Origin of the sequence: Pseudomonas sp. NY5710 (assembly GCF_013305665.1) — a bacterium.
GTDB classification, from domain to species: Bacteria; Pseudomonadota; Gammaproteobacteria; order Pseudomonadales; family Pseudomonadaceae; genus Aquipseudomonas; species Aquipseudomonas juntendi.
This window is the reverse complement of sequence record NZ_CP045554.1, coordinates 1,873,545-1,889,894: the sequence shown is the minus strand read 5'-3', so window position 1 is coordinate 1,889,894 and position 16,350 is coordinate 1,873,545. Positions and strand designations below refer to the sequence as shown.

General features: G+C 66.3%; 12 protein-coding genes. 9 read left to right on the top strand and 3 right to left on the bottom strand.

The window, feature by feature from the left end; translation table 11 throughout:
- Positions 1–368 precede the first annotated feature (368 nt).
- Positions 369–2,051, top strand: coding sequence for an electron transfer flavoprotein-ubiquinone oxidoreductase (locus GEV39_RS08425; RefSeq protein WP_173888248.1), 1,683 nt, complete (start codon positions 369–371; stop codon positions 2,049–2,051).
- A 58-nt stretch (positions 2,052–2,109) separates the two neighbouring features.
- On the opposite strand, the gene GEV39_RS08420 is transcribed toward GEV39_RS08425, so the two are convergent.
- Together GEV39_RS08420 and GEV39_RS08415 are read right to left on the bottom strand one after the other, a co-directional pair.
- The gene (locus GEV39_RS08420; RefSeq protein ID WP_173888246.1) at positions 2,110–3,435 is read right to left on the bottom strand and encodes an MFS transporter; all 1,326 of its coding nucleotides are present in this window, start codon (positions 3,433–3,435) and stop codon (positions 2,110–2,112) included.
- Between the two features lie 58 nt (positions 3,436–3,493).
- Entirely contained in the window at positions 3,494–3,973 is a 480-nt protein-coding gene (locus tag GEV39_RS08415) for a response regulator (RefSeq protein WP_029886525.1), read from the bottom strand.
- 296 nt (positions 3,974–4,269) lie between these two features.
- Between GEV39_RS08415 and azu the strand changes: the two genes are divergently transcribed.
- From azu to GEV39_RS08395, 4 genes are all read left to right on the top strand, one after another.
- Complete coding sequence (azu, locus tag GEV39_RS08410) at positions 4,270–4,719, top strand: azurin (RefSeq protein WP_173888244.1); 450 nt, start codon at positions 4,270–4,272, stop codon at positions 4,717–4,719.
- 135 nt (positions 4,720–4,854) lie between these two features.
- Positions 4,855–6,057, top strand: a complete 1,203-nt coding sequence (locus tag GEV39_RS08405) for an efflux RND transporter periplasmic adaptor subunit (protein ID WP_173888242.1) — start codon at positions 4,855–4,857, stop codon at positions 6,055–6,057.
- Positions 6,058–6,059: 2 nt separating this feature from the next.
- The gene (locus GEV39_RS08400) at positions 6,060–8,027 is read left to right on the top strand and encodes a MacB family efflux pump subunit (protein ID WP_173888240.1); all 1,968 of its coding nucleotides are present in this window, start codon (positions 6,060–6,062) and stop codon (positions 8,025–8,027) included.
- 4 nt (positions 8,028–8,031) lie between these two features.
- A complete protein-coding gene (locus GEV39_RS08395; RefSeq protein ID WP_173888238.1) occupies positions 8,032–9,435 on the top strand; it encodes an efflux transporter outer membrane subunit in 1,404 nt (467 codons plus the stop codon).
- A 29-nt stretch (positions 9,436–9,464) separates the two neighbouring features.
- On the opposite strand, the gene pvdP is transcribed toward GEV39_RS08395, so the two are convergent.
- Entirely contained in the window at positions 9,465–11,072 is a 1,608-nt protein-coding gene (pvdP, locus tag GEV39_RS08390; protein WP_173888236.1) for a pyoverdine maturation tyrosinase PvdP, read from the bottom strand.
- A gap of 147 nt (positions 11,073–11,219) precedes the next feature.
- On the opposite strand from pvdP, the gene GEV39_RS08385 reads away from it, so the two are divergent.
- Genes GEV39_RS08385 through GEV39_RS08370 form a run of 4 tightly spaced genes read left to right on the top strand, consistent with a single transcriptional unit; the run spans position 11,220 to position 16,306 of the window.
- Complete coding sequence (locus GEV39_RS08385) at positions 11,220–12,596, top strand: dipeptidase (protein ID WP_173888234.1); 1,377 nt, start codon at positions 11,220–11,222, stop codon at positions 12,594–12,596.
- Positions 12,593–13,471 (top strand): dihydropyoverdine dehydrogenase, encoded by an 879-nt coding sequence (gene pvdO, locus GEV39_RS08380; protein WP_173888232.1) that lies wholly within the window; start codon positions 12,593–12,595, stop codon positions 13,469–13,471. Before GEV39_RS08385 ends, pvdO begins: the two co-directional genes overlap by 4 nt.
- A gap of 16 nt (positions 13,472–13,487) precedes the next feature.
- Complete coding sequence (gene ptaA, locus GEV39_RS08375; protein ID WP_173888230.1) at positions 13,488–14,597, top strand: pyoverdine biosynthesis transaminase PtaA; 1,110 nt, start codon at positions 13,488–13,490, stop codon at positions 14,595–14,597.
- A 59-nt stretch (positions 14,598–14,656) separates the two neighbouring features.
- Complete coding sequence (locus GEV39_RS08370; protein ID WP_173888228.1) at positions 14,657–16,306, top strand: cyclic peptide export ABC transporter; 1,650 nt, start codon at positions 14,657–14,659, stop codon at positions 16,304–16,306.
- Positions 16,307–16,350 lie beyond the last annotated feature (44 nt).

The window sequence follows — 16,350 nt, the reverse complement described above, 5'->3', positions numbered from 1 at the left end:
TGTCGTGGCGTGTAAACTCCACTACAAACCGGCCTAAGCCCGCAAAACCCTGCTCCACACCTGGTCTTTAGAGGTGTACCTGCGCCCGGCTGCAAGCCTACGGCGAACGTAAAACCGCTCGTATCTTGACCGTAACACCCAATCCGGTCAATACGGCAAATCGGTCACCCTCCAGCCGCACTCCTGTGATTTTACTGGCCTGCGGCAAATTCAAACAAACGTTTGTATTGGACCCGCCAAGTGGTGTAGATATAATGCGCGGCCAAGACAAAACGGTGTAGTCCGTCAGTTGCGCAGCTACAGTTTCGCTCCCGTGACGAGCCACTGCGCGCATGCACCCATAAGATCCAGCAACAGCACGAGCCTTGATGAGTAGGAGAGAACCTGTGGAACGCGAATACATGGAATTCGACGTGGTCATCGTCGGCGCCGGCCCGGCGGGCCTGTCCGCCGCCTGCCGCCTGAAGCAGAAGGCCGCCGAAACCGGTAGCGAAATCAGCGTCTGCGTGGTGGAAAAAGGCTCCGAAGTCGGTGCTCACATCCTCTCCGGTGCGGTGTTCGAGCCCCGCGCGCTGAACGAGCTGTTCCCCGACTGGAAGGCACTGGGCGCGCCACTGAACACCGAAGTGAAGCGCGACGATATCTACGTGCTCAAAGACGCCGGCAGCTCGACCAAAGTGCCCGACCTGTTCGTGCCCAAGACCATGCACAACCAGGGCAACTACATCATTTCGCTGGGCAACCTGTGCCGCTGGCTGGCCCAGCAGGCCGAGAACCTGGGCGTGGAAATCTACCCAGGCTTCGCCGCGCAGGAAGCCCTGTTCGATGAAAACGGCGTGGTCCGCGGCATTGTCACCGGCGACCTGGGTGTCGACCGCGAAGGCAAGCCAAAGGACGGCCTGTATACCCCCGGCATGGAACTGCGCGCCAAGTACACCCTGTTCGCCGAAGGCTGCCGTGGCCATATCGGCAAGCAGCTGATCAAGCGCTTCAAGCTCGACAGCGAAGCCGACGTGCAGCACTACGGCATCGGCCTGAAGGAAATCTGGGAAATCGACCCGGCCAAACACGAGCAAGGCCTGGTGGTACATACCGCTGGCTGGCCGCTGGATGTGATGGCCAAGGACAACACCGGTGGCTCGTTCCTTTACCACCTGGAAAACAACCAGGTGGTGGTCGGCCTGATCGTCGACCTGTCCTATGCCAACCCGTACTTGTCGCCCTTCGACGAATTCCAGCGCCTGAAGCACCACCCGGTGATCAGCCAGTACCTCGAAGGCGGCAAGCGCATCAGCTACGGCGCCCGCGCCTTGGCCAAGGGCGGCATCAACTCGCTGCCGAAAATGGTCTTCAATGGGGGCGCGCTGATCGGTTGCGACCTGGGCACAATGAACGTGGCCAAGATCAAGGGCAGCCATACCGCGATGAAGTCTGGCATGCTGGCCGCCGAAGCGGTGGCCGACGCATTGATCGCCGGCAGCGAAGGCGGCGATGAATTGAACAGCTATGTCAGCGCGTTCAAGGCCAGCTGGCTGTACGAAGAACTGTTCGCCAGCCGCAACTTCGGCCCGGCCATGCACAAGTTCGGCCCGCTGCTGGGCGCGGCGTTCAACTATGTCGACCAGAACTGGTTCGGCGGCAAGCTGCCGTTTACCCTGCACGACACCAAGCCGGACTACGCCTGCCTGAAGCTGGCGGCCGACTCGCAGAAAATCGACTACCCGAAACCGGACGGCAAGCTCAGCTTCGACAAGCTCAGCTCGGTATTCCTCTCCAGCACCAACCATGAAGAGGAACAACCCTGCCACCTGAAGTTGACCGACCCGAGCATCCCGATCGCCAGCAACCTGCCGCTGTACGACGAGCCCGCCCAGCGTTACTGCCCGGCCGGCGTTTACGAAGTGGTCACCCAGGAGGACGGCAACAAGCGCTTCCAGATCAACGCGCAGAACTGCGTGCACTGCAAGACCTGCGACATCAAGGACCCGGCCCAGAACATCACCTGGGTCACCCCTGAAGGCGCTGGCGGGCCGAACTACCCGAACATGTAAGCCCGCCCTTGCAGCAAGAAAAAGCCCCCTGGCCTCGCGGCCCGGGGGCTTTTTTCGTTCATTTGTCGACGCACATGATCGGCATCGGCTCCGCCGCGAACGCGGAAGTTTCACGGCGGCCAAAGTAGCGGGCAGTGAGCAGCCCCACCGCGCCCATGACCAGACAGAAGCCAACGCACACCCATGGGCTCCACGGCATCAAGGCTATCAACGCCAGCGGCGTAGTGCTGGCCCACAAGGCGTAGGCCACGTTGTAGGTGAAGGAAATACCCGATACCCGGATCTGTGCCGGAAACAGCCCGACCATGACCGACGGCACCACACCCACTACCCCACAGCAGAGCCCGGCCAACGCATAAGCCAGCCACGTCATGCCCCACTGCCCCACCAGGCTCGCATACAACGCAGCGATACCCAGCGGCAGCAGCGCGCTGTAGATCATCAACGCCCGCCAGGCGCCCAAGCGGTCGACCAGCAGGCCGGCAAGCACACAACCAATGTTGAGAAAGACGATGCCTACGCTGCTCAGCGCGAACGTGTGCGCGGCAGACATGCCGAAGCGCTGCTGCATGACCGTCGGCGTAATCACCACCAGCACCACTACCGCCGAGGTCAGCACGCAGGTCAGCAGCGCAGCCGGAATCAACGCCCCACGATGCGCGCCCAGCACATGGCGCAGCGGGAACTTCACCGGCTGTTCCTTGCGCTCGCGCAAGGCCAGAAACACCGGCGTTTCACTCAGCCAACGGCGCAACCACACACCGATCACGCCAAACACACCCCCGAGCAGGAACGGGTAACGCCAGGCGTAGTCGAGAATTTCCTCGGCGCTGAAAGCCTGGGCCAACAGTGTCGCGGTCAGTGCCCCCAGCAAATAGCCAAAGGTCAACCCGGCCTGCAGGAAGCCCAGGGCATACCCCCGCCGCCCCGGCGGTGCGTGTTCTGCAACGAATGTCCAGGCACTGGGTACCTCGCCGCCGACCGCAGCCCCCTGCAATATGCGCAACGCCAGCAAGATCAGCGGCGCGGCGTAACCAATCTCGGCATAGGTCGGCATTACCCCGATCAGCAGGCACGGCAGCGCCATCATCAGAATGCTCAGGCTGAACACCCGCTTGCGGCCCAGGTGGTCGGCGAAGTGAGCCATGACGATGCCGCCCAGCGGCCGCGCCAGGTAACCGGTGACGAAAATCCCGAAGCTTTGCAGCAGGCGCAGCCACTCCGGCATTTCCGGCGGAAAGAACAGTTGGCTGAGGGTCAGCGCGAAGAATACGAAAATGATGAAATCGTAGATTTCCAGCGCGCCGCCCAGCGCCGCCAGGCCCAGGGTCCGGTGATCGCCGCGGCTGAACCGGGGCGGGCGAGCGGTATCGATGGCAGTCATGGCAGGGTCCGCAAGATCGGCAAAGCGCAAGAGGATAGCAAATACCCGCCGGCCGCCCCTAACGGCTGAACACCGTTTGGCCGAAATTGCGGTGCCTGCGGGTATGTGCAGTGTTGCCCGACAGGCCCGGCGGCAGTGCCAGGGTGCCGATCAGCAGCGGGCTGTCGATGAGCGCCATGAAGGTCTGCAAGGCTTCGTTGTCCGGCACCTGGGGCAGGCTCACGTTGACCGCCTGGCGTTCGCTCGGCGGCACGCTGGGGACCTTGAGGTGCGGGGTGTGGTACAGCAGGGCATGCTGGATCTGCGTGCTGACCCCACAGAAACGCGCCAGGTCGACGCCGGCGTGGCTGGCGAGTTCGATATTGCCCAGCAGCAGGTTGAACGGCTGCAACGCACTCTGCACCAGGCGCTGCAGTTCTTCGAAGCTCTCCACCGGGGCGATCCGGTAATAGCCCAGGCCATTGAGCAACCGTTCCAACTGCAGGCGCTGGTACGGGTGCTCGTCGGCGATCAGGATGCGCAGCGACTTGTTGATCATGTTGTGGCCCGGGCAAGGGTAGAGATAAAGGGCACGCTCCCTGACCATACTGCGCCAGCAACAGGCGTCCACCAGGGCTGCACTTGGAGGGGTCTTTCTAGATAGTTGTCGGGAACCGGCGAGAAATCAAGTGGCCAGCTCGCAGAATTTTCACGCGCAAAGCGCAATCGTTCCCGGCGACTTGGAGGCGAAGCAGCACCCAGGTTAAATCCGGCGACTTCACATTCGTCTTTCGGTCAACCTGTGGGCGCCGGTATTCCAGGCCGGCGTCGTCCGTACCTCGATGGAGATAGACCATGTTTCGCACTGCCGCAGCCCTGGCTGCACTGACGCTGTCAGGCTTTGTTTTCGCCGACGAGCAATGCTCGGTGACCATCCAAGGCACCGACCAGATGACCTACGACCTCAAGACCATCCACGTGCCGGCCAGCTGCAAACAGTTCACCGTTACCCTGAAGCACCCGGGCAACCTGCCCAGGAACGTAATGGGGCACAACTGGGTGCTGACCCGCAAAGATGACCTCAAGGGCGTGGCCGACGACGGTGCCAAGGCCGGTGAGGGCAATGACTACATCCAGCCGGGTGATGCCCGGGTGCTGGCGCACACCAAGCTGATCGGCGGCAACGAGCAAGCGTCTGTCACGCTGGATACCAAGGCACTGAAACCGGGTGACGACTACGTGTACTTCTGCTCCTATCCCTTCCACGCCACGGTCATGAAGGGCACCCTGACCTTTGGCGGCTGAACCCCGTTGACCAGGCCGGAGCAGCACCGTAGCGGGCTGCGCCCGGCCCCTTGGCCCCGCCCCGCGCAGGGCCCTAAATTTCGCCCCACCAGCCTCGTCTAACCGGCAGCCTTCCCTCACTGGCCGGACTTTCGCATGAGTTGCTTTCGCAAGAGTTACTTTCGCCTGACCCGCCGCGCTGCAATCGTCATGCTGTGCCTCATTCCCGTGGCTGCAGCGGCGGCCTGGCAACTGCTGCGCAATGACGCCGAACAGCGCCCCTTCGTGCGCGTCGCGCGCGGCAACATCGAATCCAGCGTCACCGCCCTGGGCACCCTGCAGCCTCGCCAGTATGTGGACGTCGGCGCCCAGGCCTCTGGGCAGATCCGCACGCTGCACGTGGAAGTGGGCGACACGGTCAAACAGGGCCAACTGCTGGTGGAAATCGACCCCTCCACCCAGCAGGCGCAACTGGACGCCGAGCGCTACGCCATCCAGACCCTCGAAGCCCAGGTCAAGGAACAGCAGGCCGAACACCTGTTGGCCAGGCAGCAACTGCAACGCCAGCAGCGCATGGCCGCCGATGGCGCCACCCGCGACGAAGACGTGCAAACCGCCCAGGCCAAGGTGCTGACCACCCAGGCGCGCATCCACAAGTACCAGGCGCAGATCCTCCAGGCCCGGGCCAGCCTGCGCAGCGCCGAGGCTCAACTGGGCTACACGCGCATCTACGCCCCCATGAGCGGCACCGTGGTGGCGGTCGACGCCCGTGCAGGCCAGACGCTCAACGCCCAGCAGCGCACGCCGTTGATCCTGCGCATCGCACGGCTGTCGCCGATGACCGTCTGGGCCGAGGTGTCGGAAGCCGACATCGGCCAGGTCAAGCCAGGCATGCAAGCCTACTTCACCACCCTCAGTGGCGGTGGCCGGCGCTGGACCAGCACCGTGCGGCAGATCCTGCCGATCCCGCCCAAGCCTCTGGACCAGCTCAGCCAGGGCGGTGGCAGCCCAGCACCGGCCGGGGCCAGCAGCGGCACCGGCAGCGGCGCCGGGCGCGTGGTGCTGTACACCGTGCTGCTGGACGTCGACAACGCCGACAACGCACTGATGGCCGACATGACCGCCCAGGTCTTCTTCGTCGCCGGCAGTGCCCAGAACGTGCTCACCGCCCCGGTCGCCGCCCTGCCAGGCAAGCCAGACCAACCCGACCAGCGCACCGCCCAGGTACTCGCCGACAACGGCCAGGTCCAGCAACGCGCCGTGCGCATCGGGCTCAGCGATCGCCTGCGGGTGCAGATCCTCGATGGCCTGAAGGAAGGCGACCGCCTGCTGATCGGCCCAACCGGCAACGGAAGTTGAGCATGCGCACACCGCTGATCCAGCTGAGCGGCATCCGCAAGGCCTATGGCGGCGGCGACAGCCCCACCGTGGAGGTGCTGCGCGGCATCGACCTGAGCATCCATGCCGGGGAATTCATCGCCATCATCGGCACCTCGGGGTCTGGCAAGTCGACCCTGATGAACATTCTCGGCTGCCTGGACCGGCCCAGCGCCGGCCAGTACCGCTTCGCTGGCCAGGACGTGGCCGAGCTCGATGACGACCAACTGGCCTGGCTGCGCCGTGAGGCCTTCGGCTTCGTGTTCCAGAGCTACCACCTGATCCCCTCGGCCTCGGCCCAGGAAAACGTCGAAATGCCGGCCATCTACGCCGGCACCCCCGCCGCCGCGCGCGCCGCACGCGCCCAGGTGTTGCTGCGGCGCCTGGGGCTGGGCGAACGCACCGGCAACCGCCCGCGGCAATTGTCCGGTGGCCAGCAGCAGCGAGTGTCGATTGCCCGTGCGCTGATGAACGGCGGGCACATCATCCTCGCCGACGAGCCCACCGGTGCGCTGGACAGCCACAGCGGCACGGAGGTCATGGCCCTGCTCGACGAGCTGGCGCAGCAAGGCCACGTGGTGATCCTGATCACCCACGACCGCAACGTCGCTGCCCGCGCACAGCGCATCATCGAGGTGCGCGACGGCGCGGTGGTCAGTGACAGCGCTGTCGGCCAGCCGCCCCCTGCAGCCAAACCCGGCGCCCTGCAGGCCGACGCCCTGCGCCAGCGCCTGGCCCACGCCAACCAGGCGCGCAGCCCCTGGCTCGGCGAAACCCGCGACGCCCTGGTGGCCGCCTGGCGGATGATGTGGACCAACCGCACGCGCACCGCCCTGACCCTGCTGGGCATCATCATCGGCGTGGCCTCGGTGGTGGTAATGCTGGCCGTGGGCGAAGGCAGCAAGCGCCAGGTGATGGCGCAGATCGGCGCCTTCGGCTCCAACATCATGTTCATGAACGGCGCCCCGGCCACCCCGCGCGCGCCACCGGGCCATATCCGCCTGAGCGACGTGCAGGCCCTGGCCGAGCTACCCCAGGTCAAGTCGATCATGGCCGCGACCACCTTGCAGGCCCAAGTACGCTACGGCAACGGCGAGATGACCTCGACCATCGGCGGCTACAGCCCGGCGTTTCCATCGATCCTCAACTGGCCGGTGGCCGAGGGCAGCTTTTTCGACGAAACCGACATGGCCACGGGTGCTGCCGTCGCGGTCATCGGCTCCGAAGTCAAAAAGAAGCTCTTCGCCGACGGCCAGGACCCGATCGGCCGTTACATCCTGGTGGAGAACATCCCCTTCCAGGTCATCGGTGTGCTGGCCAGCAAAGGTTCCAGCGGCGCCAACCAGCGCAACGACCTGCGCATCGCCATTCCCTATTCGGCTGCGCGCATCCGCCTGTCCGGCGTCGAGTACCCCGAATATGTGATCATCGCCGCCACCGACAGCACCCTGGTGCACGAGGCGGAACAGGCGATCCGCAGCTTGATGACCAGCCTGCACGGTGGCATCCAGGACTTCGAGATCGACAACAGCGCCGCCCTTATCCAGGCCGAAGCACAGACCCGCAACGGCCTGTCGCTGATGCTCGGGGCCATCGCCGCCATCTCGCTGCTGGTGGGCGGTATCGGGGTGATGAACGTGATGCTGATGACCGTGCGCGAGCGCACCCGCGAGATCGGCATCCGCGTGGCCACCGGCGCCCGCCAGCGCGACATCCTGCGCCAGTTCCTCACCGAAGCCGTGGTGCTGTCGCTGGTCGGTGGCGTCACCGGCGTGGCCCTGGCCCTGCTGATCGGCGCAGGCCTGAACCTGGCCCAGGTGGCCGTGGCGTTTTCCGCCCTGGCCATGTTCGGTGCCTTTGCCTGCTCGGTCGCCACCGGTGTGATCTTCGGCTTCATGCCAGCCCGCAAGGCCGCCGGGCTCGACCCGGTGGCCGCCCTGTCCAGTGAATGAACCCATGACCAAAGCCCCGTTTGCCTTGATCCCCCTGCTGGCGCTACTCAGCGCCTGCAGCCAGACCACCCCGGTGGACAGCGCGGTTGCCCCACCGCCCGGCTGGCAAAGCCCGGCCGTGCCCAAGGCGCAGGCCGTGGACATCGAGCGCTGGTGGGCGAGCTTCAACAGCCCGCAGCTGGCGCGCCTGATCGACCAGAGCCGGCAAGGCAGCCACGACCTGAAGGCGGCCATGGCCAGGGTGCGCCAGGCCGGCGCCGATGTGCGCATCGCCGGCGGCACGCTGCTGCCGCGGCTCGATGCCAGCGCCAACGCCTATCGCCAGCGCCTGCTCAAGGGCCAGGGCTACAGCGAACTGGACGCTTCCAGCAGGGAGCGCACCTACCATTACTTCAACACGGCACTCACGGCCAGCTATGAAGTGGACTTCTGGGGGCGCAACGCGGCCACGCGCGACAGCGCCGGCCACAGCCTGCAGGCCAGCGAACTGGACCGCGACACCCTGGAGCTGAGCCTGGCCGGCCAGGTGGCAGACACCTACCTGGCAGCCCTGGCCGCGCAGGAGCAGACCCGTATCGCCACGTTGAACCTGGGCAATGCGCAGAAAATCCTTGACGTGGTCCGCACCCGCTACCAGGCCGGCTCCGCCACCGCGCTGGAGCTGGCCCAGCAGCAGAGCCTGGTGGCCGGCCAGCAGCGCCAGTTGCCGCTGTACCGGCAGCAGGCCCGCGACGCGCTCATCACCCTGGCCACCTTGCTCGGCGAGCCGGTGCAGAACCTGCAGTTGGAGGCACTGCCCTTCGAGCAGATGCAAGGCCCCGCCATCGATGCCGGCATCCCCAGCCAATTGCTCACGCGCCGCCCCGACATCGCCGCGGCCGAAGCGCGCCTGGCCGCGGCCCAGGCCGACGTGCGCGTGGCCCGCGCGGCCCTGTTCCCCACGCTGACCCTGAGCGCCAGCCTGGCCACCGGCGACCGCCAGGCCGCCGACCTGTTGCGCAACCCGGTACTCAACCTGGGCGCGGGCCTGACCGCACCGATCTTCAACAACGGCCAATTGCGCGCCGAGCGCGACAAGGCCTTGGCGCGTGAGGAAGAACTGCTGGAAACGTACCGCGGGGTGCTGGTAACCAGCTTCGGCGAAGTGGAGAAGGCGCTCAACAGTGTCGACGGCCTGGACCGCCAGGCCCGCTGGCAACAGCAAGCGCTGCAACAGGCGCAGCGCGCCTTCGACCTGGCCGAAAGCCGCTACCGCGCCGGGGCAGAAGACCTGCTCAGCGTGCTGCAGGCGCAAAGCAGCCTGTTCGACGCCCAGGCCGAGCGCGTGCAGCTGCGCAGGGACCGCCTGCAAGCCAGCGTGGCCTTGTACAAGGCCCTGGGCGGCGGCTGGGCGACACAGCAACGGTGAGGCCCGGGCGGTGGCCGCGCCAGCCGCAGCTACAGCCCATCCTTGCGCGGCCCCGGCGCCAGGTAGCGGGCGAACCACGGCCGGCTTGGCGGCACACGCTTCATCAGCCGCTCGGCCTCCTGTTCCGGGCTGAAGATTACTTGCAGCGCCAGCTTCATGGTCTCGATGTCCAGCTGGCTGCCACCACCATTGCCTTTGCCCCAGGCGCCGCAGCCTTCGCTGGACGGCCCCAGCCACGGCTCGGCCACGCGTACCCAGCGCCCCGGCGCGAACCAGGGAATGCCGTTGACGGTCAAGCGCCGCACTTCCCCGGGGTGCGCCTGCTCATGGGCCAGGAACCAGTCCTCGAGGCGGTCGTCGAGCCAGCCATGGAAAGCCCAGAACACCGGGTTCACGTGGGACGAGAACGGGTCGCCGAGAAAATCGTTGCCCGCCCCGAACCAGCGCTCGGAAAAGTCATGGTTGCGCCGCGCATAGGCCATCGGCCAGCCGGTGTTCGGGTCCTGGGCCATGGCCGCCCAGCGCATGTGCAGCCAGTCGTGGATGCCCAGTTCGATGCGCGAGCCCAGCTCCCCCAGGCACAGCGTGCTCAGGTACTCGGGGTCGTGCAGTTGCGCTTCCCACAGCTGGAAGTTGGCGTACAGGCCTTCGCGGCTCTTGATGTAGTACAGCCACTGGTTGAAGTGGTCATCGTCGTCGGCCTGCCAGCAAGGCGGCACGCTGTAGCCGGTGACGTTGTTCATGTAGTCGGCGAACGCCTGCCGGTTCTCGCCCACGAAGGGGCGCGGCGCCGGCAGGCACGGCCACGAACGTAGGTCCTGCACCTGGCGCACGCCATGCAGCATGTGCCGGTGCATGAACAGGAAGTCCTCGCCCGAACCGTTGAGGTGGCGGTCATGGCCACGGGCATTGCGCTCCTTGCCCAGCGGCCCGGCCTGCCAGCCCAGGCCACGCAAGGCCTGGCGCCGGGACTCGTCAATGCGGTGCCAGCGGTCACGGGTGGCATGCCAGAGCTGGTGAAAGTAGCGCCACCCCGGCGAAATCAGTTGCTCGTGCAGCGCCGGAACGAAGGCCAGCCGCTCACGCGCCGGCACGAAAGGCCGACGACGGGCGACGAAGCGGCCCTGGGGCCCGGAAAACCCCGCCTGGACACCGGCCAGGCGTACCTGGCCGCTGAGGGTGGCACCGCCACCGCCTTGGCTCCAGTCCCCCCAGATCTCATCGAGCACCGCTTCGCAATCGTAACCCTGGCCGCTCGTCGAGATCAGCTTGAGGCGCAGGTGCGGCAGGCGCTCGGCGGCCAGCGGCGCATACACCTGCATGCCGTCGGCATAGGGCGGCAGGCCCAGGTAGCCGCGCACGGCCCGGGCTCCCTGCCCCACGTCCAGCAGCAGCTCCCGCGGCCGCGCCAGCTCGTGCAGCGCCACATCGCCCTCTACCAGTTGCCACTCCCAGATACCCGTCAGGCGCTCGCCCAGCAGCGCATTGGGCACATCGTCCACCGGCACCGCCGGTTCGTCGCTGGCCAGCTCCGCCTCCTGGGCTTCGTCCCATTTCTGCCAGGCGAAATAACCCGTGGGCAGCACTGCGCCGGCGGCCACAAGCCCTGCCAGCATTCCTCGGCGTGACACCTTCATCCACTGTACTCATGACGTGACTACTCCAGCGAAAACGAATGGTCACAAAGGCGATTTAGGCGTTTGGTAAATTCTTCCGCCATCGACTCGTATCACCCAACAAGTTCGAACGGCATGGGGCCGTCGTCCAGGCGGGTCGAAATGGCAATGACGAAACACCTCCTTTTCTCGCGCAAGTGGCCGTGGCTACTGGCCCTGGTCCTGCTGCTGGCCGCTGCGGGCAGCGGCGCCTGGTGGTACTGGGTGTACCTGCCGGCGCACCCCTACAGCCGCGCCATCGTGCAGCGCGCCAACGCCCTGCAGGAACGCATCCTGGCGCTGGACGGGCACCTGGACGTGCCCCTGAACTATGGCACCGATGGCCGTGAAGCCAACCGCGACGGCCCGACCCAGTTCGACCTGGTCAAGGCCGGCAAGGCACGCCTGCGCGGCGCCTCGATCGCCATCTGGTCCTGGCCCGAGTTCTGGAGCGGGCCGAACTGGCCGCACCGCCCCACTGCCGGCTTCCAGGCCGCCATGGCCAACGAGCTGGAGGTGCGCTACAAGATCATCACCGGCATCGCCCGCGACTTCCCCAACCAGGCCGGCATCGCCTACACCCCGGCAGACTTCCGCCGCCTGGCCGACGAGGGCAAGTTCGCCATCGTCATCAGCATGCTCAACGCCGCTCCGCTGGGCGACGACGTCGACAAGCTCGACTTGTGGGCCGCGCGCGGCGTGCGGGTGTTCGGCCCCGGCTACGTGGGCAACAACAGCTGGGTGGACTCGGCACGCCCGCTGCCTTTCCTGGGCGATTCGACCGACCCGCTGGGCGGCCTGTCACCGCTGGGCCGCCGCGCCGTGGCCAAGCTCAACGACCTGGGCGTGGTGATCGACGTCTCGCAGATGTCCAGCCAGGCCCTGACCCAGGTCACCCAGCTCAGCCACGCCCCGGTGATCGCCTCGCACACGGGTGTGCAGGGCATGATGGACATCCGCCGCAACCTCAGCGACGCCGACCTGGCCCACATCAAGGCCACCGGCGGCCTGGTCAACATCGTCGCCTACTCCAAGTACCTCAAGCCGTTCTCGCGCGAAACCATCGCCCGGATGAACGCCCTGCGCGAACGCTACGGGCTGCCCGACGTGCAGAACCAGACGCAGATGGGCACCACCACGGACCCGGTGTTCTCGATCTGGCCAGAGAAGAAGTTCGGCGAATTCCTCACCCCCTTCTACGACATCCTCGGCCAGGAGCCCGAGGCCACCCTGGCCGAGTACGTCGATTCCATCGACTACGCAGTGAAGAAGATCGGCATCGACCACGTCGGCATCAGCTCGGACTTCAACGACGGCGGCGGCGTGATCGGTTACCAGAACGTCGGCGAAAGCCGCAACGTCACCGCCGAGCTGATCCAGCGCGGCTACTCCGACGAAGACATCGCCAAGCTCTGGGGCGGCAACTTCCTGCGTGTGTGGGACACCGTCCAGAAGGCCGCCAAGCCGGCCAACACGCCTGTCACTCAACTACAAGGACAACCATGAAACGCCTTGACCTGCTGCTTGCCCTAGGATGCCTTTCGCTGTCGGCGCATGCGCTGGCCGCCGACCCGACCGAACCCGGCAAAGTCTTCACCGACTGCAAGAAGCACTGCCCGGAAATGGTCGTGCTGCCCGCCGGCAGCTTCGTCATGGGTACCCCCGATGACGAAGTCGGCAGGCAGGACGACGAAAATCCCCTGCACACGGTGACCTTCGCCCGCCCCTTCGCGGTCAGCCGCTTCACCATCACCGCCGCGCAGTGGCAAGCCTATGCCAAGGCCACCAAGACCGTGCTGCCCGATGGCGACCTGCGCCCCGGCCGCCTGTGCCAGAACGGCAAGCCCCACTATGCCCAGGGCCCGCGCCAACCGGCCGTGTGCATGACCTGGTTCGAGGCCCGCGACTATATCGCCTGGCTGGCCAAGACCACCGGCAAGCCCTACCGCATGCTCAGCGAAGCGGAACGCGAATACGCCGCCCGTGCCGGCTCCACGGGCTCGTTCCCCTTCCCGTTCGACAAGGAAGGCGAGTACACCATCAGCAAGCACGCCAACGTCTACGGCCCGGCCGACGGCTTCTCGTTCACCTCGCCGGTCGGCAGCTTCCCGCCCAACGCCTTCGGCATGTACGACATGCACGGCAACGTCTACGAATGGCTGGAGGACTGCTGGCACACCGACTATGTCGGCGCACCCACCGATGGCAGCGCCTGGACCACCGGCGGCAACTGCGGGCATCGGCAGATCCGCGGCAACGACTACAGCGAGCCGGCGATCTTCTCGCGCTCCGGCAACCGCAACGAACGCGAACCCCAGGTGCGCGGTGACTGGCTGGGCTTTCGCGTAGCCCGCGACCTGGACGTTGACCACAAGGACTGACCCAAGGAGCAACCCCATGAGTGCTTTGAGCCGACGACGCTTCGTCACCACCGCTGCGCTGGCCAGTGTCGCCCCCGCCTTGCCTGCCTGGGCCGCGCAACTGCCTGCCGGCCCCGCGCCGGACCCGGTCCTTGGCGACGACATCGTGCGCCTGGACTACAACGAAAGCCCGTACGGCCCGAGCCCTTCGGCGGTCAAGGCCCTGGAACAGGGCGGCCGCCAGAGCGGACGTTACTATTACGAACAACAGGTCCGCCTGATCGAACTGTTCGCCCGGCAGAACGGCATCCCCGAGGATCACGTGGCGGTGTTCTGCGGCTCGCGCTCACCCCTGCAATACGCGCTGGCCCAATACGCCGGCCCGCGCAGCGTGGTCACCGCCGCGCCGACCTACGACTCGGTGGCGGCCGGCGCCAGCAGCGTCGGCGCCGCCGTGCACGAGGTGCCCCTCGATGCCCGCCACGCCCACGATGCACGCGCCATGCTGGCCGCCGACCGCAATGCCGGGGTGATCTACCTGTGCAATCCCAACAACCCCACGGGCACCCTCACCCCACGCGCCGACATTGAGCAGGTGGTCACGCACAAGCCCGCTGGCTGCCTGGCGATCATCGACGAGGCCTATATCCACTTCAGCGATGCCCCGCCCTGCCTGGACCTGGCCGTGCAGCACGACGACGTGATGGTCCTGCGCACCTTCTCCAAGCTGTATGGCATGGCCGGCGCACGCCTGGGCCTGGCTATCGCCAGGCCTGCCGTGCTGACCGCGCTGCAGCGCTTCAACGGGCGCAATTTCATTTCCCTGGCAGCCTCCCTGGGCGGCATCGCCAGCCTGGAGCAGGCCGACCTGGTCAGCGAACGCAAACGCACCAACCAGCAGATCCTGCACAGCACCACCGAGCACCTGCGCGCCGCCGGCTACCGCTGCACGGACGCCCAGGCGAACTGCTTCATGGTGCAGCTCGGGCGCCCTGCGCAACCGGTCATCGAAGCCCTGGCCCGGCGCAAGGTCCGGGTCGGGCGAGTGTTTCCGGCATGGCCCGACTGGATGCGCGTGACCGTGGGTACACCGCAGCAGATGCAGGCGTTTCTGGCGGCCTTCGAGCAGGTCATGACCGCGGCCTGACACCTGTTCCGGCACTTATGCACGCTAACCAGCGTTTGATGCGTCACAAGGAGTACACCATGTCACCGCAACCTAAAAGCGCCCTACGGGAGTTGTTCACCCTGCTGCGCCCGTTCAAATACACCGTACTGGGTGCCGTGCTGCTGGGCGTGGTCGGTGGCCTGAGCATCACCGTCCTGCTGGCGACCATCAACCGCGCGCTGCATGCCCAGAGCGGCCTGGGCCAGGGAGCGGTGTGGCTATTTGCCGGGCTGTGCCTGGTGGCGCTGGCCAGCTCGATCTTCTCCGACCTTGGCACCAACCGCGTCGGCCAGTCGATCATCGCCTCGCTGCGCAAGGAACTGGGCGAGAAGGTGCTGTCTGCGCCCATCGAGCAGATCGAGCGTTACCGCAGTCACCGCCTGATACCGGTACTGACCCATGACGTGGACACCATCAGCGACTTCGCCTTCGCCTTCGCCCCCCTGGCCATCTCCATGACCGTGACCCTGGGCTGCCTGGGCTACCTCGCCCTGCTGTCATGGCCGATGTTCCTGCTGATGCTGGTGGCCATCGCCCTGGGCACAGGCGCCCAGTACCTGGCCCGGGCCAAAGGCATGAAAGGCTTCCTGGCCGCGCGCGATGCCGAGGACGAGCTGCAGAAGCACTACCACGCCATCGCCGCCGGCGCCAAGGAGCTGCGCATCCACCGGCCACGCCGCCAGCGCATGTTCAGCAGCCACATCCAGGGCACCGCCGACCGCATCCGCGACACCCAGATCCGCTCGATCAACACCTTCGTCGTGGCCAAGAGCTTCGGCTCCATGCTGTTCTTCGTGGTGATCGGCGTGGCGCTGGTGCTGCAGTCGCTGTGGCCGGCCGCGGACGCCTCGGTGATGAGCGGCTTCGTGCTGGTGCTGTTGTACATGAAGGGCCCGCTGGAGCACCTGGTCGGCACCCTGCCGATCGTCAGCCGGGCACAGGTCGCCTTCCGCCGCATCGCCGAGCTGTCCGAGCAGTTTTCCTCGCCCGAGCCGCACCTGCTGCTGCAGGACCGCAAGAGCCAGATGACCGGCCTCGCCACCCTGGAACTGCGCGACGTGCGCTACGCATTCCCGCCGGTTGAAGGCAGCGCACCGTTCGCCCTGGGCCCGGTGAACCTGGAAATCAAACAGGGCGACATCGTCTTCATCGTCGGTGAGAACGGCTGCGGCAAGACCACCCTGATCAAGCTGCTGCTGGGGCTGTATGCGCCGCAGCAAGGGGAGATCCGCGTCGACGGCCAGGCCATCGACGCGCAGCACCGCGACGACTACCGCCAGCTGTTCACCACCATCTTCGCCGACTACTACCTGTTCGAAGACCCGGCCATGGGCCCACAGCAGGTCCCCGACAGCGCCCAGACCTACCTCAAGCGCCTGGAGATCGCGCACAAGGTGAGCGTGCGCGACGGCGTGTTCAGCACCACCGACCTGTCCACCGGGCAACGCAAGCGCCTGGCGCTGATCAATGCCTGGCTGGAGGAGCGCCCGGTGCTGGTGTTCGATGAATGGGCCGCAGACCAGGACCCGACGTTCCGCCGGGTGTTCTACACCGAGCTGCTGCCGGAGCTCAAGAAGCTGGGCAAGACCATCATCGTCATCAGCCACGACGACCGATACTTCGATGTCGCCGACCAGCTGGTGCGCATGCAAGCCGGCCAGGTGCTCTGCGAGCTGAACGTTGCCTGAGTGAACCCACGCACCGCCGGCAGCCCTGCGCTGCCGGCGGTCAC